This window comes from Pantoea sp. Tr-811 (assembly GCF_011752535.1).
GTDB lineage: Bacteria > Pseudomonadota > Gammaproteobacteria > Pseudomonadales > Pseudomonadaceae > Aquipseudomonas.
In genome coordinates this window covers 276,562-297,835 of record NZ_VWXJ01000008.1, presented here as the reverse complement: position 1 = coordinate 297,835, position 21,274 = coordinate 276,562, and the positions used below count along the sequence as shown (strand labels likewise).

At 66.5% G+C, this 21,274-nt stretch carries 19 protein-coding genes; 8 read left to right on the top strand and 11 right to left on the bottom strand.

The genetic code is table 11. The features are described from left to right. The 7 genes from bamA to F3J44_RS14760 form a co-directional block, all read left to right on the top strand. On the top strand, nt 1-1,408 hold a 1,408-nt coding region (bamA, locus tag F3J44_RS14790), incomplete at its 5' end, for an outer membrane protein assembly factor BamA (RefSeq protein ID WP_167273620.1). A gap of 270 nt (nt 1,409-1,678) precedes the next feature. After that, nucleotides 1,679-2,023 (top strand): hypothetical protein, encoded by a 345-nt coding sequence (locus tag F3J44_RS14785; RefSeq protein WP_167056873.1) that lies wholly within the window; start codon nt 1,679-1,681, stop codon nt 2,021-2,023. 168 nt (nt 2,024-2,191) lie between these two features. Then, nucleotides 2,192-2,572: a hypothetical protein gene (locus F3J44_RS14780; RefSeq protein WP_167056876.1), complete on the top strand. Its 381-nt coding sequence runs from the start codon at nt 2,192-2,194 to the stop codon at nt 2,570-2,572. Between the two features lie 104 nt (nt 2,573-2,676). Then, the gene (locus tag F3J44_RS14775) at nt 2,677-3,732 is read left to right on the top strand and encodes an aromatic ring-hydroxylating dioxygenase subunit alpha (RefSeq protein ID WP_167273618.1); all 1,056 of its coding nucleotides are present in this window, start codon (nt 2,677-2,679) and stop codon (nt 3,730-3,732) included. A 27-nt stretch (nt 3,733-3,759) separates the two neighbouring features. Next, nucleotides 3,760-5,121 (top strand): FAD-dependent oxidoreductase, encoded by a 1,362-nt coding sequence (locus F3J44_RS14770; protein ID WP_167273615.1) that lies wholly within the window; start codon nt 3,760-3,762, stop codon nt 5,119-5,121. 64 nt (nt 5,122-5,185) lie between these two features. Next, nucleotides 5,186-6,094 carry a LysR family transcriptional regulator gene (locus F3J44_RS14765; protein ID WP_167273613.1) on the top strand — a complete coding sequence of 303 codons (909 nt, stop codon included), beginning with the start codon at nt 5,186-5,188 and terminating at the stop codon, nt 6,092-6,094. Between the two features lie 119 nt (nt 6,095-6,213). Further along, nucleotides 6,214-6,843, top strand: a complete 630-nt coding sequence (locus F3J44_RS14760; protein WP_167273644.1) for a TetR family transcriptional regulator C-terminal domain-containing protein — start codon at nt 6,214-6,216, stop codon at nt 6,841-6,843. Between the two features lie 151 nt (nt 6,844-6,994). On the opposite strand, the gene F3J44_RS14755 is transcribed toward F3J44_RS14760, so the two are convergent. From F3J44_RS14755 to F3J44_RS14710, 10 genes are all read right to left on the bottom strand, one after another. Then, a complete protein-coding gene (locus F3J44_RS14755) occupies nt 6,995-8,809 on the bottom strand; it encodes a heavy metal translocating P-type ATPase (protein WP_167273641.1) in 1,815 nt (604 codons plus the stop codon). A gap of 101 nt (nt 8,810-8,910) precedes the next feature. Then, nucleotides 8,911-9,939 carry a protease modulator HflK gene (hflK, locus tag F3J44_RS14750; RefSeq protein WP_167056888.1) on the bottom strand — a complete coding sequence of 343 codons (1,029 nt, stop codon included), beginning with the start codon at nt 9,937-9,939 and terminating at the stop codon, nt 8,911-8,913. Beyond that, a complete protein-coding gene (gene hflC, locus F3J44_RS14745; RefSeq protein ID WP_167273610.1) occupies nt 9,926-10,990 on the bottom strand; it encodes a protease modulator HflC in 1,065 nt (354 codons plus the stop codon). The genes hflK (F3J44_RS14750) and hflC overlap by 14 nt, the downstream gene beginning before the upstream one ends. Continuing rightward, nucleotides 10,987-12,966 carry a protease modulator HflK gene (hflK, locus tag F3J44_RS14740; protein ID WP_167273607.1) on the bottom strand — a complete coding sequence of 660 codons (1,980 nt, stop codon included), beginning with the start codon at nt 12,964-12,966 and terminating at the stop codon, nt 10,987-10,989. Before hflK (F3J44_RS14740) ends, hflC begins: the two co-directional genes overlap by 4 nt. A 120-nt stretch (nt 12,967-13,086) precedes the next feature. Continuing rightward, on the bottom strand, nt 13,087-15,858 hold the full coding sequence (locus tag F3J44_RS14735; protein ID WP_167273605.1) for an amino acid adenylation domain-containing protein: 2,772 nt from the start codon (nt 15,856-15,858) through the stop codon (nt 13,087-13,089). A gap of 207 nt (nt 15,859-16,065) precedes the next feature. Next, nucleotides 16,066-16,821: a DUF2063 domain-containing protein gene (locus F3J44_RS14730; RefSeq protein WP_167273602.1), complete on the bottom strand. Its 756-nt coding sequence runs from the start codon at nt 16,819-16,821 to the stop codon at nt 16,066-16,068. Further along, complete coding sequence (locus tag F3J44_RS14725; protein WP_167273599.1) at nt 16,814-17,659, bottom strand: DUF692 domain-containing protein; 846 nt, start codon at nt 17,657-17,659, stop codon at nt 16,814-16,816. The genes F3J44_RS14730 and F3J44_RS14725 overlap by 8 nt, the downstream gene beginning before the upstream one ends. Before the next feature lie 74 nt (nt 17,660-17,733). Beyond that, nucleotides 17,734-18,249, bottom strand: coding sequence for a hypothetical protein (locus tag F3J44_RS14720; RefSeq protein WP_167273597.1), 516 nt, complete (start codon nt 18,247-18,249; stop codon nt 17,734-17,736). A gap of 250 nt (nt 18,250-18,499) precedes the next feature. Continuing rightward, nucleotides 18,500-19,264: a hypothetical protein gene (locus F3J44_RS14715; RefSeq protein ID WP_167273594.1), complete on the bottom strand. Its 765-nt coding sequence runs from the start codon at nt 19,262-19,264 to the stop codon at nt 18,500-18,502. 211 nt (nt 19,265-19,475) lie between these two features. Next, complete coding sequence (locus F3J44_RS14710; protein WP_167273590.1) at nt 19,476-19,967, bottom strand: isochorismatase family protein; 492 nt, start codon at nt 19,965-19,967, stop codon at nt 19,476-19,478. Between the two features lie 131 nt (nt 19,968-20,098). Here F3J44_RS14710 and F3J44_RS14705 point away from each other — a divergent pair, with 131 nt between their 5' ends. Beyond that, nucleotides 20,099-20,950: a GGDEF domain-containing protein gene (locus F3J44_RS14705; RefSeq protein WP_167056925.1), complete on the top strand. Its 852-nt coding sequence runs from the start codon at nt 20,099-20,101 to the stop codon at nt 20,948-20,950. A gap of 7 nt (nt 20,951-20,957) precedes the next feature. Here the strand turns inward: F3J44_RS14705 and F3J44_RS14700 are convergent, their stop codons facing one another. After that, nucleotides 20,958-21,098, bottom strand: coding sequence for a hypothetical protein (locus F3J44_RS14700; protein WP_167056927.1), 141 nt, complete (start codon nt 21,096-21,098; stop codon nt 20,958-20,960). Between the last annotated feature and the right edge of the window lie 176 nt (nt 21,099-21,274).

The window sequence follows — 21,274 nt, the reverse complement described above, 5'->3', positions numbered from 1 at the left end:
CAACGTCAACGGCGTGCCACAGCCGAACGACCAGGACCACACCGTCGACATCATGTTCGTGGTCGACCCGGGCAAGCGTGCCTACGTCAACCGCATCAACTACCGCGGCAACACCAAGACCGAAGACCAGGTGCTGCGCCGCGAAATGCGCCAGATGGAAGGTGGCTGGGCTTCGACCTACCTGATCGACCAGTCCAAGACCCGCCTGCAGCGCCTGGGCTTCTTCAAGGACGTGAACGTTGAAACGCCAGCGGTAGCCGGTGTCGACGACCAGGTCGACGTGAACTACAGCGTCGAGGAGCAAGCCTCCGGCTCGATCACCGCCAGTGTCGGTTTCGCCCAAAGCGCCGGCCTGATCCTGGGTGGTTCGATCAGCCAGAACAACTTCCTCGGCACCGGCAACCGGGTGTCGATTGGCCTGACCCGCTCGGAATACCAGACCAAGTACAACTTCGGCTTTACCAACCCCTACTTCACCGAAGATGGCGTGAGCCTGGGCTACAACCTGTTCTACAGCAGCACCGACTACAGCGACTACTATGACGACGGCGTTTCCTACTACGCCATCAACAGCTACGGCGCCGGGGTGAACTTCGGCTACCCGATCAACGAAACGTCGCGCCTGACCTTCGGCCTGACCCTGCAGCACGACGACATCAACCCCGGCACTTACAGCGCCGACGAGATCTACGACTTCATCCAGCGCGAAGGCGAAAGCTTCAACAACCTCAAGGCCTCGATCGGCTGGTCGGAATCGACCCTGAACAAGGGCGTGCTGGCCACCCGCGGCCACTCCCAAAGCCTGACCCTGATGGCGACCACGCCAGGCAGCGACCTGTCGTTCTACAAGCTCGACTACACCGGGCAGACCTTCCTGCCGTTGAGCAACAACACCACCCTGCGCCTGCACACCAGCCTGGGCTACGGCAATGGCTACGGCTCCACCGACGGCCTGCCCTTCTACGAAAGCTACACCGCCGGTGGCCAAGGCTCGGTGCGCGGCTTCAAGGACGGCACCCTCGGCCCACGCAGCACGCCGGCCACCGGTGCCTATGCCAGCGAAGGCCAGGCGTATTACTCCGACCGCGACACCGACGTGCTGGGCGGCAACATCCTGGTGACGGGCGGTGCCGAGTACATTTTCCCCGTGCCCTTCGTCAAGGACCAGAGCCAGCTGCGCAGCTCGGTGTTCGTCGACGCCGGCAACGTGTACGCCGACAAATGCTACCTGTCCACCACCCAGGGCTGTGGCAACGTGGACCTTAACCAGCTGGCCGTGTCGGTGGGCATCGGCGTGACCTGGTACAGCCCAATGGGGCCGTTGAGCTTCAGCCTGGCGGCGCCGTTGAAGAAGCCAGACAACGCCGAGACGCAGATCTTCCAGTTCTCCCTGGGCCAGACGTTCTGATTCACCATCGCGAGCTCCATTCCCGTACACCTGTAGGAGCGAGCGCAGCTCGCGATGGGCTGCAAGGCAGCCCCGGCGCTCTGTGCTGCGAAGCTGCGAACCTGGGGCCGCTACGCGCCCCATCGCGAGCTGCGCTCGCTCCTACCAGGGGGCAGGGCGCAATGATGACACGCGCCACACAAATTACCCGCTTTTACCCTCGCTTAACCCAAGTTGACAGTCAGCTTGCCTAAGCTGAGAACTACATGAACAGGCCTGACAGGTAACCCCATGCCCCCCTTCGCACCCGCCGCGCTGGCCACGGCACTGCACGATGACGTTCCGCCCTCGCTGCTCGCCCTGGTGCAACAGCGCCTGGCCGCCCTGCTCGGCCCGCGCTACACGGTCATCCTCGCCGCCAGCGGCGAACAACCCAGCCATTACCACCTGGCCATCCAGCACAGCCAGAGCGGCGTGTCGATGGAAGACAGCGGCCCCATCGGCCCAGACGTTGCCGAGCACCTGCTGGCCCTTGGCGGCCAGGTCAAGGCCATGCTCGACTCGCCCACCTTCGCCCGCATGGGCAGCGACGACCCCACGCGCCCCCTGGTGTGGCTGCGCGACCAGGCTTTTTGACCGTGCGCTGACCGCCTGTCGCCTGGGCAAAAGTCACTAAACTGCTGACCGGCCAGAACTTTTCCCCATTTACTTGTCTATTGGGACATGCACACGCGTGCACCGAACGCGACCCGAAGGTGCCGCGCCGGTGCATGTCCCTATGTCAACCTGGGGTTGTCCTAGCACATGAACATCAAACTTCCGAGACTGCTGCTCACTGGCCTGTTCGCACTCGCCGCCATCGGTTCGGCCCACGCGAACCCGATGCACACCTCGAACCCTGCCCTGGCCAACCCAACGGCCGTGCAGGCACCGGCAAGGGCTGCCGAAAACCCCTGGCCGAGCCTGGCCAGCGTGGCCGATGCCCAACCCACCACACTGTTGGCCCATGACGACCGCTACTGGCGCGACGGCCGTTGGCACTATCGCAGCGAAGACCGCCGCCGCGAAGAATGGCGCCGTGCCCAATGGCGCCGCGAGCAGGCCCGCCGCGAGGCCGAACGCCGCCGCGACTGGGAGCGCCACCACCGCAATGCCCATTACGATGACCACCGCTACCACCGTTGAGACCATAACGTATCTGACATAGCCAACATGCCTGGCGCGCCATGGGCGCGCCGGCATCGCTTCTCCAGAATGGTGCTTGCCATTCGAAAACAAGGAGAAGCGAAATGTCCAATTCCGCCACCGCCTGCCAGAGCGTCACCTGGAACCCGATCACCCAGGCCAGCTCGTTCACCCCCCACGACCGTGACATCCTCACCCGCCACTGGCACCCCGTCGCCTTCGGCCACGAAGTAGGCGACAAACCCTATGCCGTCACCCTGCTCGACGAACCCATCGTGCTGTACCGCGCCGGGGGCAAGCTCAATGCCGCCCGCGATATCTGCAGCCACCGTGGCGCGCCGCTGAGCCGTGGCTGGGTGCAGGGCGAAAACATCATTTGCCCCTACCACGGGCTGCACTTCGGCACCGACGGGCGTTGCACCCGCATTCCTTCCGAACCCAACGCCAACCTTACCGAACGCCACCGCATCCAGATGTACACGGCCCGCGAGGCGTTCGGCCTGGTCTGGGTGCTGATTAACGGCCACGACGCACCGTTCCCGGAAATGCCCTCCTGGGACGACGCCAGCTACCAGCGCATCCTGCCCCCTTCGATCGACATCGCCGCCTCGGCCGGGCGCCAGGTGGAGGGTTTCATCGATGTTGCCCACTTTGCCTGGATTCACCACGATGCCTTCGCCGACCGCGACAACCCGGTGGTGCCAACCTACAAGGCTGAACTCACCGCCCACGGCCTGCACGCCGAGTACGTGAGCAGCGTGAGCAATTTCCCCAAGCACCTGCAGCACCGTGCACCCAGCGGTTTCCAGTGGGTGCGCACCTTCGATGTATTCGCCCCGTTCACAGCGCGCCTGGCGGTCAACTTCCCCGACCCCCAGCAGCGGTTGGTGATTCTCAACGCCGCCAGCCCGATTTCCGCGCGCAAAACCCGCATGTTCTGCGCCATCACCCGCAACTTCGACCAAGACCTGCCGCTGGACGATGTGTACGCCTTCAACCAGCAGGTTTTCGAGGAGGACCGCGACATCGTCGAGCTGTGCCGCCCCGAAGACCTGCCACTGGACCTGTCGCTGGAAATCCATATTCCCGCCGACCGTTCGTCCACCGCGTACCGCCGCGCCTTGAGCAAGCTGGGCCTGGGCCGCGCCTTTACCAGCTAAGCGCCAACTGCCTTGGGAGTATCGAGCATGTACAAATGGGAATGCCTGGTGTGTGGCTTCATCTATGACGAAGCATTGGGAATACCGGAAGACGGCATCAAGGCCGGCACCCGCTGGGAGGATGTGCCCCCGGACTGGTTCTGCCCGGAATGCGGCGTGGGCAAGGGTGACTTCGACATGATTCGCCTGCCCCAGGACAGCGCCACGGCCCAGCCGCCAGCCCCGGCAGTGGCGCAACCGGTGGTGATCCTCGGCAGCGGCCTGGCCGGCTACACCGTGGCCCGTGAACTACGCAAGCTGGACCCCGACGTTGCCATGGTGATCGTCACCCGCGATGGCGGCGAGTTCTATTCCAAGCCCGCGCTGTCCAATGCCTTGCAAAGTGGCCGGCTGCCCGAGCAGTTGGTCACCCACAGCGCCGCGCAGATGGCCGAGCAGTTGCGTGCCCAGGTCATCACCGCCAGCCGCGTGGAGCGGATCGACATCGCCAACCAGTGCGTGCACATCGAAGGCCAGGTGCAAGGCTACAGCGCGCTGGTGCTGGCCTTGGGCGCCGACCCACGGCGCCCAACGCTGGAAGGCGACGCCACGGGCGCGATCATCACCGTCAACGACCTTGACGATTACCGCCACTTTCGCCAGCAAATCGGCCAGGCCAGCCGCATCGCCATCCTCGGTGGCGGGCTGATCGGTTGCGAATTCGCCAACGACCTGCGCCACGCCGGGCATGCGGTGAGCATCGTCGACCGCGCTAACTGGCCCTTGAGCCGCCTGTTGCCGGCGCCGGCTGGCGAAGCGATGGCCAAGGCCCTGCAGTCGATCGGGGTGGGGTTGGCCCTGGGGGCGACGCCCGTGGCCGTGCGCCAGCATGGCCAGGCGCTGCAGGTGTGCATGGACGATGGCCAGGTGCTGGAGGTGGACTACGTGCTCAGCGCCATCGGCCTGGCCCCACGGGTGGAGCTGGCCCGTGCCGCGGGCCTTGCGGTGGCCGGCGGCATCGTCACCGATGCCTGGCTGCAAACCAGTGCCAAGGGTGTCTACGCCCTGGGTGACTGCGCCCAGGTGCATGACCGGGTGCTGCCCTATGTGCTGCCGATCATGCACCAGGCCCGCGCCCTGGCCCGGACCCTGGCCGGCCAGCCGACTGCAGTCGCCTACCCGGCCATGCCGGTGACCATCAAGACCAGCGTGTTGCCCACGATTGTCGCCTCGCCGGTGGAAGAGCACGGGGCCTGGTCGACCGAGCTGCTGGGCCATTGCGAACAGGGTATCGCCAAGGTTCGCGCCCTCTACCACGGCCCCCGGCAGCAGTTGCAGGGCTTCGTGTTGATGGGCGCTGCCACTGCGGAAAAAGCAGACCTGGTCAAAGGCCTGGCGAACGGGGGGTAACGGCTCAGCCAATCGGTATATAGTTATCTATATACCGAACCCTTCCTGCCTGGTAGCCAGCCCCATGCCCAACTGCGACACCCAGCTGCTGCGCACGCTGCATATCCTGCTCACCGAATGCAGCGTGTCGCGCAGTGCCGAACGCCTCGGGCAAAGCCAGCCCGCCGTCAGTGTGGCCCTGCGCCGCTTGCGCCAGCTCACCGGCGACCCCCTGCTGGTGCGCAGCGGTAGCCGCATGGTGCTGACCAGCCATGGGCAGAGCCTGATCGAGCCCGTCGCCCAGGCCCTGGCCGGGATCGAGCAGGTGCTGCACCCGATCGACCGCTTCGACCCCGCCACCACCCGCCAGCACTTTCGCATCAGCACCCCGGACTACCTCAGCGTGTTCTTCGTGCCCGCCATCATCGAACGCTTCCAGGCCCAGGCGCCGTTCGCCACCCTGGAGCTTACCCACCTGCAGGCCGAAGGCGGCTATGCCCGCGGGCTGGAGGAAGGCGCGCTGGACCTGGTCATCGGCAATTGGCGCAGCCCGGCGCAACACCTGCACCTGCAGGCATTGTGCGATGACGATTTGGTGTGCCTGGTGCGCGACGGCCACCCGGTGCCGCCCGGCGCCCTCGACCGCGAGGCCTACCTGCAGGCAGACCACCTGGACGTGCTGACCCACAATGCCTCCGGCCAGGGCACGATAGGCGCGGAACTGGAGCGCAGCGGCCTGGCCCGGCGGGTGACCACGACCCTGCCGTACTTCTGCCTGGCGCCCTACGCCCTGGTCAAAAGCAACCTGGTGTTCACCACCACGCGGGCATTTGCCAGGCATTACGCCGAACTGCTGCCGGTGCGAATCGAGCCGTTCCCGGTACCGGCCCAGCCCCTGCGCTATTACCAGCTATGGCACGCACGCAAGCACCGGGCCCAGGCCTCGAAGTGGCTGCGCGGCCTGGTGCTGGCGGCAGCCAAGGCCATTGCCTGAGCAACTGGCCGATAATTCTCACGCACCTTCGCTGTATATTTTTGTATATTGCGCATTCCCCATCTTCAGCGCGCTGATCGAGGCATCAGGCGCCGCCAGGAATCGTTGCCGTGTACATCATGCCGTTCGAACTGCCGCGAGAAACCCCCAAGGCACCGGATGATCCCGCGCCCGACCCGGTTCGCAGGGTTATCCTCGATGCCGCCAGCGAAGCGTTCGCCCAGCAGGGGTACGCCGCGACCAAGCTGTCGGTGATTGCCGCACTGGCCAGCCTGCCGCGCTCCAACGTGCTCTACTACTTCAAGACCAAGGCCAACCTCTATATGCAGGTGCTGGCCGACATTGCCCCACGCTACCTGCAGGCATGCGCGCCGTTTCAACATGGCGATGCACCCCTGGAGGCCTTGAGCCGCACGGTGACCTCGATGCTGCAACTGTTCGAAGGCCAACCGTTTGCCTCGAAGGTGTTCTTGCAGGAACTCAAGGAAGGTGGCCGGCGCATTCCGGGGGATTTCCTGGATTGTTGGGCGAGCCAGGCACGGCAGAACACCGCGCAGATTCGGCAGTGGGTGGACAATGGCAAGCTGGCGGCGGTGAACCCCGAGCATGTGTTGCCGTCGGTGTGGGCCATGGCCCAGTCGTGCCTTGGCAGGGGTTGGGATGCGCCACGCGGTGGGGCCCAGCCTTTTGACTATCGCGTTGCCAGTGCGTCGGTGCACCGGCTGCTGAGCGGCTTGGCGCCGGGTTAGCGATAGCGCGTGTGAGATCGAGCGCCGCCTACGCGGCGCATCGCGAGCTGCGCTCGCTCCTACCGGTTTAGATAGCCTCCGTAGGAGCGAGCGCAGCTCGCGAAGCGCCGCGCGGGCGGCGCTCGATCTCACAGGCACCTACCCACCCCAGTCAGCCCCGCTCGTCATAGCGCAACAACCGCCCGGCATTGGACAACACCAGCAACGTACTGAAGTTGTGCAGCAACGCCGCGATCATCGCCCCCGCGGCCCCCAGCAAACCAAACGCCGCCGCCAGCATGATCGCCAAGGTCCAGCCCAGGCCGATCAACACATTCACCTGCAAGGTACGCCGGCACAAACGGCTCAGGCGCACGCAGGTGCCCAAGCGGCGCAGGTCGCCATTGATCAGCACGATGTCAGCCGCCGCCAGCGCGATATCCGCACCGCCCGCCCCCATCGCCACGCCCACCGCACCGGCCTTCAGTGCCAGCGAGTCGTTGATCCCATCGCCCACCACCAATGGCCGAAAACCGGCCTGCAACTCCTGGTTCACCTGGGCCAGCTTGTCCTGCGGCAAGGCTTCGGCCACCACCCGGCTGACACCAACCTGCGCGGCGATCGCATCGGCCACGCGGCGGCGGTCGCCGGTCAGCAGCAACTGGCGCTGCAAGCCCAACTCGCGCAATTGCTGCAGGGCATCAGCCGCCTCGGCACGTACGTTGTCGGCCAGCAGCAGCCAGGCCAGGAAGCGGCCATTCAAGGCCAGGCCGGCAATCGGGCCGTCATGGGCCGGCACCGGCCCGTGTTCGATGCCCAGCCGGCCGAACAGCTCTGGCCGCCCTAGCGCCGCCTCACCCTGCCCCGTCTGGGCAACGATGCCAAAGCCCTGGCGCTCCTGCACATCGAGCAGCGGCAATTGCTCGGCATGCACCACCAACGCAGCCAAGGCACGGCTTACCGGGTGGCTGCTGGCACTGGCAAGGCTGGCGGCCAGGCGCACGGCGGCGGCCTGGTCGACGCTGGCGTCGGCCAGTTCGACACTGCGCAGGCGCAGGTCGCCGTAGGTCAGGGTGCCGGTCTTGTCGATCACCAGCGACGTCAGGTCGGCCAGTTCCTCCAGGAACGCCGAGCCGCGAATCAGGATGCCATGCCGGGCAGCCACGGCGATGCCGGCCACCGCCGTGGCCGGCGCCGACAGCACCAACGCGCAGGGGCACGCCGCCACCAGCACCGCCAGCATGGCCTGGGCATCGCTGGTGATGAACCAGGTGACAGCGGCAATCAACAGCACCAGCACCAGGTAGCGCCCGGCATGGCGTTCGAGCAGGCGGGTAATCGGCGGTTTGGCGCGCTCGGCGCGCTGCATCAGGGCGATGACCTTGCCCAGCGTGGAATCGTCACCCACCCGGGTGATTTCCACCCGCAGCAGGCCGTCGAGGTTGATCGAGCCGCCGTGGATGTCCATGCCGGGCGCAACTTCCAGGGGCACCGCCTCGCCCGTGATGGGCGCGCAGTCAAGGCTGGCGTGCCCCTCCAGCACCCGGCCATCGGCCGGCACCCGGTCACCGGCGCGCACCTCGACCTGGTCGCCCGGCTGCAGGCTGGCATTGTCGACCTCGCGTACCTCGCCGCTGCTGCCAATCAGCCGCGCCTGGCTGCGGGTCAGGCGCCCCAGCGCGGCAATCGCTTCCTGGGAGCCCAGCACGCTGCGCTCTTCAAGCATGTGGCCGAAGATCATGATGATCGGCAGCAACGCGGCGGTCGCCAGGTCGCCGGTGGCCCAGGCGCCGAGCATGGCCAGGCCGATCAACTGGTCGGTGATGCCGTGCAGGCTGGGCCGCAACAAGCTGTGCCAGGCCGAGCGCAGCACCGGAATGGCCACCAGCAGCGACGCCGCGCCCAGCAGCAGTTGGCTGACTTCGTACTGCTGCGGCAGCAGCCAGCGCCACAGCAGGCCTAGCCCGAGCAGCCCCAGGGCCAGCATGGCCAGGGTCAGCTGGCGCGCGGCGCTGCGCTGCTCGGCCGCGCTCAGCAGGCCTGTACCCAGGTGGAAGTGGGCATGGTGCCCGTCACAGTGATGGCTACTCAAGGCTTGGGCCCCTGCAGGATCATGTGCCCTGCGTCCTGGTTATCGACGGTGGTGACAGCGCCGGCGCGGGCGAGAATCGCCGGGATACGCTCGCGGTAAAGGCGCTGCAGCAATTGCGGGTCGTGCTCCTGGCTGAGCGCAACGATGGTGGCGGTGTCGGCGTGGGCGCGGGCCAGCCGCTCGCGGGCTTCGGCCTGGGCCACCTGCACGGTGCGGTCTGCCGCCTGGGTGGCTTGCTGCAAGCGCTGGGCGGCGTCGTTGCGCGCCCTGGCCACCGCCTGCTCGGCCTGCTGGCTGGCGGTGAGCACGCCATTGAAGGCACTGACGGCCGACCACGGCAGGGAGGACTGGATATCCACCCGGGTCACCTCGATGCCCAGGCCCGCCCCGGCCGCCTGCAGGCGCCCCAGGCTGGTGTTGATGCCCTGCTGCAAATCGCCGCGCAGGCGCTCGCGGCGCTCGGCTGCCTGGGCGTCGGCGCCCACCAGCTCGGGGCGCGCAACCAGGATGGCGTCCATGTCACGGGAGGCGCAAACCTGCACGGCATTGCGTTCTACCAGGCGGTCCAGCGCAGGTTCCACGTGGTTGCCCTGGCGGGCGAATGCGTAGGGGTCGGTCACCTGGTAGAACACCCGCACATCCAGCTGCACTGCCCCGGCATCCCCGGTGAGCAGGTAGCCGGAACCGGCCGTGGCGTCACTGGCCAGGGTGCCGTCCTTGTCGGATTTCTGCGCCAGCGCCGAGCGCAGCAGCAACTCGACCCGGCGCTCGCTGACGCGCCCGGCCGAGGGCAGCATCACCACCTGTTCGAACGGCTGCGGCCAGGCAAGCAGCAGGCCGGCATTCTGGATACGCTCCTCGGCCCCCAGGCGCAGCACCACGGCCCGGCTTTCCGGGCCGACCTGGCGCACATTGCCAAACAGCCAGCCCAGCGCCGCCAGCAGGGTGGCTGCGTACAAGGCGAGAAAGCCGATGCGCCCGGCCTGCAACCAAGGCCCTTCGGCGCCTGTTTCACGGTTTGTCATGGGCGCCTCCTGCGGGGGCCATCAGCAGTGGCCCGTCCACCAGCGCCCGGAACGGTGCGGCGTCGGTGCGCAGCACCAGGCGGGTGCCGGGGTTGATCACCGCGCCCAGGGTGTCCAGCGAGCGCAGCAAGGTATACAGCTGCGGCGCGCCGGCGTAGGCCTTGCCGTAGACCTGCGCGGCCTCCACTTGTGCCTGGGCCTGGATCTGCGCCGCCTTGGCGTTGGCATCGGCCTCCAGGATGCGTGCATCGCGCTCGGCACCCGACTGAATTTCGGCAGCCTTGCGCTTGCCTTCGGCGGTGCGCTCGGTGGCGATGGTTTCGCGTTCGGCGCGCATGCGGTCGACGGTGGCATCGAGGGTGACCTTGGGCAGGGTCAGGCGCTCGATGCCTACCTGCACCACGCGCACCCCGTAGGTGTCGGCCAGCTGCTGGGCGATCTGCTGGTTTAGGCGTTGCTCGAAGGCGTCGATGCGCACCCGGCTGGCATCGACATTGACCAGGTCGGCCAGCTCGAAGCCGCTGGCCGTGGTTTCCAGCGCCGAGCCCACCAAGGTACGGATTTGCCGGGCCGCTTCGTCGGGCTGGTTCTGCACCGCACGCATGAACAGCTGGATATGCTGCGGGTCAGGGGCAACCTGCCAGGCGATATAGGCCTGGACAATGATGCGCAAGCCATCGCGCGTGCCCACATCCTGCAAGCCGCTGGAGGTGGTACGCAGGCGCAGGTCGACCGGCACCGCGGTTTCGAACGGCACCGGCCAGCGCCAGGCCAGGCCCGGTTCGGTGAGGATGCGCGCCGGGTTGCCGAAGCGCGTGATGACCGTGGCTTCCCCCACGCGGACCTGGATGAAACAGGCGGTAACGGCCATGACCAGCACCAGCAACAGTGCCACGCCGAGGCGCAGCCAGGCCGGGCGACCAGTACCCTGTCCATGGTCGTGGTCGTGGTCGTGGTCGTGGTCGTGGTCGTGGTCGTGAGCAGAATGGTCATGTCCGTGGGCGTGAGCAGAATGGTCATGCCCGTGGGCGTGTGTGCTATGGGGACTCACTGGGTGCGCTCCTGGGAACGGCCGGAAACGGATGGGGACTGTGCAGGGTCGACCGGGGCTGCGTAACTGCGCAGGTCCAGGGTCGGTGCCTGGGTTTGCGCCAGGCGGTGGTCGATGATCAGGCTGTTGGCCCCGGCCATGCCGTGGGCCAGGCGGTCCAGGTACTGCTCCAGCAGAAATGCCTGCCCGGCCTGCTGCCAGGCGCTGCGTTCGGCACTGAAGCGCAAGGCGGCGGTGTCGGCCTCGGCCTGCGTGGCATGGGCGTCGGCAGTGGCCTTGTCGACCAGCGCGGTGGCGGTTTGCCGGGCCTGGTTGGCCTGCTGCGCGGCTTGCCCGCGGTCGCGGGCGATCAGGGCCTGGGCGGTGATCTGCGCAGCCTGCACGGCATGGTAGGCGTTGGCCGCGCCAGCCGGCGGGTGGATCGCTTCCACTGCGGTGGCCAGCAGTTCCACGCCGCTGCCCATGCGGTCGAGGTCGGCCTGCACGGCGCGGCCGATGTCACGCCCAAGCGCCTCGCGCTCGGCGCCCAGCAGGCCATCCAGGGAACGGCCGGCAAAGTCGTGCACCAGCACCCGGTTGGCCGTGCTGCGCAACAGCTGGGCGACATCGGCGCTGTGGTAGGTGGCTGCCAGCGCTGCTTCATCGCTCAGGCCGATGCGGTAGATGAAGCGCACGTCCATATTCACCACTTGAAAGCCTTGGCGCCCGCCGTCGGTGCCGGCAATCACCTGGGAGTTCTCGCTCAGGTGAGTGGCATCCCACAGGCGGTTCGCCGCCAGCGGTGCGGGGCCTTCGGCAGCAGCCAGCGGTTCGGCGGCGCGGTCGGCGCCGGAGGTGGCCAGTTCATGGATGACGCTGTTGTCGACCATCAGCACCCGGCCAAACGGCCATGGCAGGCCCAGGTGCAAGCCTGGCGGGTACACCGCCACCGGCTTGCCGAAACGCTCGTAGATGCCACGGTTGCTCATGGGCACCTGAACCAGGCTGGTCAGCAACCAGCCTGCCAGGGCCACGCACAGCAGCACCGGCAGCAAGGCCCGGCGCATGAAGGCAAAGGCCCAGACTTGCCGCAGGTCGATGCCCAGGCGCTGGTGCAGTTCGCCCTGCAACACCGCCAAGGGCCGGGGTGGCCATTGCAGCAGGCTGGCCACCAGGCAGCGGGCCACCAACGTGGGCTCTTCGCGCGGGCGCCGTGGGCGAAACAGCGACACCGCTGCCCGCACCAGTAGCTCCAGCGCCGCCAGCGCCGGCAACACCCCCAGCAGCACCGCCAGCCAGGCTGGCCACAGGCGCTGCCCGTCGACGCCCAACAGGCAGACCACGCTCACTGCCTGCACGGCGATGACCAGGCGCATCAGCCCAGCCAACGGCGCGGCCTCGGGCCAGCTTGAGGGCGATTCGGCGGCCAGGTGGCGCTCGGTCACCACCAGCCCGAAAGCCGCCACGGTGAACAGGCCGATGGCCAGCCAGCTAGCCTGCCCTGCCGGTTGTGGCACCGGCAAGTCGAACCGCCACACGCCGCTGACCAACAGCAGCGCCATCAAGGCCAGCCCGCCCAGCCAGAATACTTGCGTTCCCATGGCCTCAAGCCTGCGCCGCCAGGCTTGGCCGAGGTTGTGGCTCCACAACGCGAAGCCGGTCAGCACCTCAGGCTCGGCCGCAGCACCCTGGCCGCGCCAGAACAGCAGCGAAGTGGCCGGCGCGCCCATGGCCTGGGCGCGCCAGAAGGCCACCCGCCAGGCAGACTGCGCGCCAGCGGCCAGCAGCAACAGCCCAGCCGCGTTGACCCCTAGCAGCACCACCCAATGGGAGTCGGCGTTGAAGATTTTTATCAGGCCCTGCAGCATCCACAACAACAAGGCGGCGGCCAGTGCCAGGTACGTCAGCACCACCAGCCGTCGAGCCTGGCCTTGGGCGCGTTGAAAACGGGGAAAGCCATCGAGGTCTTGTGCCTCGCTGTCCAGATCGACTCTCATGAAGACTCCAGGAAATACCAGGCGTCGCCGATGAAGCGCCGAAAAAACGGACTGTCAAGGCGACGAGCGCCGAAACGTTATAACAAAATATGTCAAAAATGTGTTGGCGCGCCACTCGGCTCAGGCTATCCGCCCTAGTGCGTCTGCAGCGGGTTTCTTGCGGCCGATCCCGCAGCGCAGCAGCACAGCGCGGCTCAAGGTGTTCCAGCATAGGCCCACCACGATACCCCCCACCAGGGCCAGGGCCACGGCCAGCAGCGGCTGGTCGCTGATGCGCCGGGCCACCGACTGGAACTGGAAGTGGGTAAGGTAAATGTACAGCGTCGAGGAGGCAATCAGCGCGCCGCCCTTGGCCAGGAGCCCCGGCAGTGGCACCGCGCGCACCCAGATCAACGCCAGCACCGCGGGCAAGGCGATGTCGATGTGCACCGCCAGGGACCATTGGGCCCAGCCGAAGCTGGTGATGGCCATGACCTCTCGCTCGCCGATCATCAGCAGCGCCACTGCGCTGGCCAGCCACTTGCGCCGAGGGCTGTCGGCAAAGTGCACGGCCATGCCCAGCACCATGACGCCCAGGTAGTGCTGTGGCACCCGGTTGAGCAAGGGGGCTGCGTCGAACACGTACAAGCTCAGCAGCACATCGGCCAGCATTAGTGCACAGGCCGCCAGCAACAGGCAGCGGAATGGGTCGGCCATCAGCCGGCGGCACACCGGTTTGATCGACAGCACCAGGCCGATGATCAGCACCATTTGCACCAGCACCTCGACGTACCAGTAGCTGAAGTAGCCCACCTCCTGCACGGGGAACCAGTTGGACACCAGCAGCAGTGACTGCCAGCGCACCTTGTCGAACAGAAACTGCACCAGCGCGGTGTACAGCAGCGTAGGCACGGCGATGCTGGCCATGGACTTGAGCAGCGAGCGGGCGTCGCCACGGGCGTGGATGGCGCCGAGCTGAAAGCGCGCCAGGCCGATGCCCGACACCAGGTACAACGAGGTGGTTTCGCCCACCAGCAGGCCTTTGTCGAACAGGCCAAGGTGCCCGGCAACGATGGTGATGATCGCGACCATGCGCAGGAACACGGTGATTTCCATGTCCCGCCATTGCAACTTCGCCTTTGGCCGCACGCCAAGCTCGGCAAGCTCGCGCACAGGCAGCATCTCCCAGCGGGCCGGCAACTGCCCGGTCAACTCCTCCAGCACCTGCGAGGCTTGCACGAAGGTCAGCGAATCGCCCCCCAGTTCCACGAAGCTCAGGTTTGCATCGATGGCTGGCACTTGGAGGATCTGCGCCCAGGCCTCTGCCAGTTGCTGGGCAAGGGGCGTCAATGCCTGGTTGCCTGGCACGCTGTCGGCAGCCGGTGCCGGCAGCGCACGCTTGTCGATTTTGCCGTTGGGGGTGAGCGGGATGGCGTCGAGAAACACGAACTGCGCCGGCACCATGTAGTCCGGCAACTGCTGCGCCAAGGCCTCACGCAACTGCGTGCCAGTCACCGGCTGTGCTGCCACGCAGTAGGCCACCAGCCTGGGCGCGGGGTTGGCCTGATCGAGCAGCACCACGCACTGCCTGACCTGCCCGTGGCGGGCCAGGGCGCATTCGATTTCGCCCAGTTCGATTCGGTGGCCGCGGATTTTCACCTGGCTGTCACCGCGCCCAAGGAAATCGACGCTGCCGTCCGCCAGGTAGCGGCCCAGGTCGCCGGTGCGGTAGCAGCGGTCATCGGCCCGCCCGGTGAAGGGGTTGGCCACGAACTTTTGCGCGGTCAGGGCGGGGTCCTGCCAATAGCCCAGCGACAGGTAGGGGCTGCGAATCAGGATCTCGCCCTCCTCGCCTGGCGCGGCCAGCTGGTTGCTGGGGGTAACCACCAGCAACTGCGCGCCGTCGATGCCCTTGCCCAGCGGCAGGCGCATGCCCGGCGCCAGGCCGTCGAGCGGTTGAAAGGCCATGGCCTGTGGGGTTTCGGTCGTGCCGTAGAAGTTGACGTTGCGGGCGTTGGGGGCAAGCTTGCGTACCTGTTCATACTGGGCGTGGCCCAGCGCGTCGCCCCCCCAGAACAGGTAGCGCAGGCGCGGGAACACGCGCCGTTCAAGGGCCGCACCGGCTTCGACCAGTTTGCCCAGCGGTGGCGTCAGGTGCACGGTGGTGATGCCTTGCTGGTCGAGCCAGGCAGCCAACTGCGCGGGGTTGACCAGGGTCGACTGGGCCGGGCAGCAGACCGTGGCACCGATCGACAGCGGCGTGAACACATCGCGGTATACCGGGTCGTGGCCCAGGCCCGAGAGCATGGAGAAGCGGTCTTGTGCGGTGAAGCCGTGGTGCTGCACATGCCAATCGATGAAATGCACCAGCGGGGCGTGGTGGGTAAGCACGCCCTTGGGTACACCGGTGCTGCCGGAGGTAAAGGTGACGTAGGCCGGTTGCTCGGGGTTCACCTGGGGCAAGGACGCAGCGGTGGCCGGGAAGTGGCTGAGGGCCTGGGCTGGCGCGTCTGGCACCTGCAGCCCGCCGGCATGCTCGGCGTCGCCGCACAGCAACAGGCACCTGGGCTGCAAGGCCTGGATGATCTGTTCGATGCGCGCGGGCGGGTATGACCTGTCGGCAACGGTGAACGCCAGCCCCGCACGCAAGGCGCCAAGCATGGCGTAGACCAGCCCGGCGCTGCGGCTGGCAACGATCACCACCCGGTCATCGGCTTGCGCGCCGCGGGCCAGCAGGGCCGTGGCAATGCCATGGCTGATCCGCTCCAGTTGCCCATAGCTGCAGCTGACGCCCGGGGCGAGTAAGGCTGGCGTGTCGGGAGATTGCTGGGCGTGGTGCAGGAAGTCGCTGAAAATCGTGCGTCCGGCGTTGTACTCCAGGGCAACCGTGGGGTTCGGGCGCAGGTCCGGCATGATGTCGGTCGACTCGCAGCGTGGAGGTAGGAAATTACCTGAACGCTAGTGCACGGCGGGTGCCTGCGCCAATGCTGCTGGTCGGGGCAATTGGCCATTACCCCCTTGGATTTTTCAGAGGCCTTTGTAGGCGCGGGCTTGACCCGCGAAGCAGGCGGCGCGGTGCATGGCACCGGCTGCGCCGGTGTTCGCGGGGCAAGCCCGCTCCTACAGGGGGTTGAGGTACGTGCGTGGGGTTGTGCCTAGGAGCACGCCTTGGGCTTTGAGGTCGTTTAGGAGCGCCAGGCCCTGCAGCTGGAGGCTTTCAGGCTCGGCACCGACGAGCGCGGCCAGTGCTGCCAAGTGCTCACGGCCGGTGAGCGGCTGTTCCTGCAGCGATACCAGCAAGGCATGGGCCAACGGCGCCAGGCGCGAGAACTGCACCTGGTGATCCCGGCCGCGGCAGGCCAGCAGCAAGGATGGCTCGGCCGGTGGCTGTTGCGGCAGATGGCCGGGGCCGATCTGGCTCACCGGCCAGGCATAGGCCAGCGGGCAGGCCAGGCGGGACAGCACCGGCACGCCGTCGAGCAAGTCACCGTCCGGGTCATGGGCAGGTTCGGCGTCATCGGCCAGCAGCAATACCGTTTCGATCCACTCGTAATGGGCAAGCTCCGCCACCCAGCCAGGTAGGTCAGCCCGGTGCTGCAAATAGTCGACCAGCTCGCCGGCCATTTCGGTGAACAAAGGCGTCTGGCAGCGGTGATTGGCGTAGAAGTCTGCCGTCAGCGTTTGCCATTGCCCGGGGGCAAGGCTGGCATGCAGCACCGGAAAACTACCCGCCAGCATCGATTGCACATTGCCCAGGAACAACTGGCGATACACCGCCAGGCGCCGCGCCTCGATGCCGGGCGGTGGCGGATTGGCTTGTGGATCACGGATGTGATTGGCCATGCGCAGTTGCTGCGCGCGCAGCTGTTCAGCCATGACGCACCTCCAGCGCTTGTGCATGGGCCTGCAGGTTGCGGATACAGGCCACTTCACCGAGCAATTCGGCCATCGGCGGCAGGTTGAAGTCGCGTTCGAGCAAAGTCGGTACGCAGCCCAGATGCTGGTAGGCGCTGGCCAGCAGCTGCCACACATCGGGCCGCACGCTGGCGCCGTGGGTGTCGATCTTCAGGTCCGGCGCTTCGTCGTAATGCCCGGCCACGTGCAGGCACACCACCCGCTCGGCGGGCACCTGGGCGAGAAACTGCGCGGCGTCGTAACGGTGGTTGCAGGCATTGACCACCAGGTTGTTGATGTCCAGCAGCAGGTCGCAGTCGGCCTCGGCCAGCACGGCCTGCAGGAATTGGATTTCGCTCATGGCCTGGTAAGGCGCGGCGTAGTAGGAAATATTCTCCACGGCGATGCGTCGGCCCAGGGCGTCCTGCACCTCGCGGATGCGCGCGGCGGTGTGGCGCACGGCTTCGTCGGTGAACGGCAGGGGAATCAGGTCGTACAGGTGGCCATCGTCGGCGCAGTAGCTCAGGTGTTCGCTGAACAGTGGCACCTGGTATTGGTCAAGAAAGCTGCGAATCTGGCGCAGGAATTGGTGGTCGAGCGGCGCTGGGCCGCCCAGCGACAGCGACAGGCCATGGCAGGCCAGGGGAAAGCGCTCGGCCAACTGCGCAAGGCCCGCGCCGTGCTGGCCGCCGACACCGATCCAGTTGTCTGGCGCGCATTCGAGAAAGTCCACGGCACCGGGCTGCAGGGCCAGCAGCTCGGGCATCAGGCCACGCCGCAGGCCAAGGCCGGCGCCGCGCAGGGCAAGAGATGAAGTCATGGGTGGAGTCCTTGGCAAGGCGTGCGGGCAGGCACCCTCCCCGGCCCTGGGCGCGGGGAAGGTGGCAGGGCGGGTCAGTTGCTGGCCTGGCTCAGCTTGCTGTACAGGTCGTTGGGGAACGGCTTGCCATTGGCGTCGAACTGGTGCTTGCGGTACTGGTACACCTCGGCTTCGGAGAGGTAGCCGTCGTGGTTGGCGTCGATCTTGTCGAACTCGGCGTTGGCCCCTGGCGCCACGGCCAGCAGCTCGGCGCGGGACACACGGCCATCGTGGTCGGTGTCGGTACGGGCGAAGGAGGCATCGCCGCACTTGCCTTCACCGCATTTGCCTTCAGCCTGGGTAACCTTGGCGCCCGTGGCACCGCACTTGCCCTCACCGCACTTGCCTTCGGCCTTGGTGGCCTTGGCCTCGGCGGCGCCGCACTTGCCTTCGCCACACTTGCCCTCCCCGGCCTTCTGCGCAGCGGCCAGCTGGTAACCCTGCGGCAAGGCTTCGACGGCGAAGGCTGCCGAGGCCATGCTGAGGCCACCGGCCAGGGCGATGCTCAGCAGGCCGAGGCGGGTTTTGTTGGGGAACTGGATACGGGACATGGTGTTTCTCCTGAATGGTCGTAAGGTCATGCCGTCATGGGCGTATGAGCCAGGGAACGCAGGCCGTTGGGCGTGTTCGTTCGGGCTGGGCCATTTGGCCTGAGGCGTGTATCCGGGGCGTATCGACCAGGAGAGGCTTTTGTATGCGAACGCAAGGGAGGGGTAGTTTGATACACAGCGATACAAGGCCGCTGCAAACCATCGTGTGCTAAGGGGTTGCGCCGGCCCTGCTAGGCGCCGGCGCGAGGGTTCAGCGCCGATCCAGCAGCTTGGCCAAGACAAAGGTTGCGACCACGGCCAACACCACCGCCACGGCAATCGACGCCAATGTGCCCCACTGCACGATCAAACCGTTTACCGCCAGGTAGAACCCCAGCACCCCGACGCCACCGATGGCATTGCCGCGCACGATCGCCCCCAGCTCATGGTGCCCGCCCTGCACATGGGCGAACACCGCCAGTGGCCAGGCGATCACCGGGATCGGCGCCAGCAGCCCGCTGGCCACCGGCCCGAGCCATTGCGCACTGGCGGTGATGGCCAGCAGCAACAGGGTGGCGGTGAGCATGCGCATGGGAATGACCCAGCGCGGCAACTGCACCACCTTGGCATTGGCCGGCACGACCTGGCGGGCGGTCACGACGATGATCAGGCTCAGCATCACCAGCGTCACCACCACCGACAGTGCCACCGCATGCAGGTGGCTCATCAGCGCGGCGCTGGCGGCGTACACCAGCAGCGCGGCGATGCAGCCAGGGAACGCCGATACCCGGCGGGTTGCCAGGAAGTAGAACAGGTAGGTGGCCTGCACCGTCGCCAGGCCCGCCAGCGCACCCGGCACGGCTTGCAGGGCGAAGCCAGGGCCTTGTTCAAGGCTGAGGAACAGCATTACCAGCGCCGAGGTGACGGGCAGGCCGGAGAGCAGCCCACCGATTTTCGTGCCCCAGCGTTTGGACGCCAGGGAAATGGCGAGCATCAGGGTGGGGGTGATGAGGAATTTGAGGTAGAGGGCAGTCATGGCAGGCAAGGCAGTGGAGAGGGAGGGGTCGGGGTTCATGCTAAAGGAAACGGATGCACCTCTGGAGTGATTTTTCGCCCAAGGAACAATGCCAGCAGGCGTGCTGCATTCCCTGTAGGAGCGGGCTTGCCCCGCGAACACCGGCGTAGCCGGTGCCATGCACCGCGGTGCCTGCTTCGCGGGGCAAGCCCGCTCCTACAAAAATAGAGGGTTATGAAGTTTCCGTAGGTGCAAGCGCGGCAAGGATTTCGGCGCGGGTAGTGACGTGGTGGAAGTGGTGCTTCCACAGGTCGATGCCCAATTGCCCAGAGCGGTCGAGCGAAGAGCCCACCGTCAGGTCGGTGACCAGCGTGGGTGTAAGCCCTGCGTCGAACAAGGCAAAACCGGCCGCCAGAACACAGGTCTCAGTTTGCATGCCGCACACCAGCACCCGCTCCACGCCCAGCCGCTTGATGGCCTCGAGGGTTTCGGCGGTTTGCCCGTAGCCGTGCTTGATGAACACCTGGTCGACCTCGATCAGGCATTCGTCTTCGGCAGCCGGGTGCCAACCCAATTGGCGCTGGAACGGCGTGACCTGCTCGTCGTGCAGTTCCACCGAGGCGAACGACCGAATGTTGGCCGACAGCAGGCGGATGCCATCGACCAGCCACTCCGGCGGGCTGAAGGTGGACTGCACATCAACGATCAGCAGAACCTGCTGCATGGGCGACTCCTGGGCGCGAATAACGGCCGCGGAGTATATCTGCAAGTGGCCTGACAGTGCGCACTGGTGGAACCGCCCCGGCCCTGTGTATGCTGCCTTCGCCCCGAGCCCACCGTAGCGGACGCCGCCCCATGCCCGTTGACCTGCAAGCGCTCTACCCCAAGCTGATACACCTGATGCTGGACACAGTGTTCGTGGTCGACCGGGACAACACCATCGTTTTCGTCAGCAACGCCTGCGAGGCTTTGCTCGGCTACCGCGCCGATGAACTGATTGGCACACCGATCACCCGCTACATGCACCCCGAAGACCTTGAAGCAACGTATGCCTCGATCAACCGGGTGATGAACGGCCAGTCGCACCAGGATTTTCGCAACCGCTACCTGCGCAAGGACGGCGCGGTCGTGCACATTCTGTGGGCCGCTTCCTGGTCCGAGGAAGTGGGCGCACGCATTGGTGTGGCGCGCAACGTCACGGCGCTGACCCGCGCCGAAGAAGAACTGCGTTTTCTCGCCCACCACGACCCCTTGACCCGCCTGTGCAACCGCGCGTTGTTCAACCAGCGCCTGGCCACGGCGCTGCAGCGCAAACAGCCGCTGGCCCTGCTGTTTCTCGACATCAACGACTTCAAGGGCATCAACGACGCCTACGGCCATGCCATGGGCGACCGTGTGCTGTGCGCGGTAGCGCGGCGCCTGGAAAGCTGCGTGGGCGCCCAGGGCACCGTGGCGCGCATGGGCGGTGACGAGTTCACCGTGCTGCTGACCGAATTGGCCTCGGCGGGTGACTTGGCGCGGATGATGGCCGAAGTGCTGGCGGCCATGGCGCAGCCCTTGGGCGGCGCGTGCGCCGGGTTACGCATGCCCACCTGCAGCATCGGCGTGGCGTGCTACCCGGAGGATGGCGAGGATATCGATACCCTGCTCAATTGCGCCGATGACGACATGTACCGGCAGAAACGGCGCCGCTCGGTGGTGGGATAAGCCCGCGCTACTGCAACAGGATGGCCTGCTGCGCGGCAATCGTGGGTATCGCCACTACGCTGCGCTGCAGTTGCAGCCAATGGCGCATCTTCTCGGCATCGAAAATCTGCCCTTCGTCCATCATGGTCAGGATCAACGCCTGAGACATTCGGTAACACCCGCACTGGGCGCACCTGCGTTCTTCCCAACCGGCCAGGCAATCGACAGATTCGGCATGACCCGCGCAGATTAGACAACTCATGGAACCTCCCCTCGCATGGCCAACGCGCAAACATGTGTGCCATTCGCTACAAATAACGGCGTTTCCCAGGGAGCATGAGAATT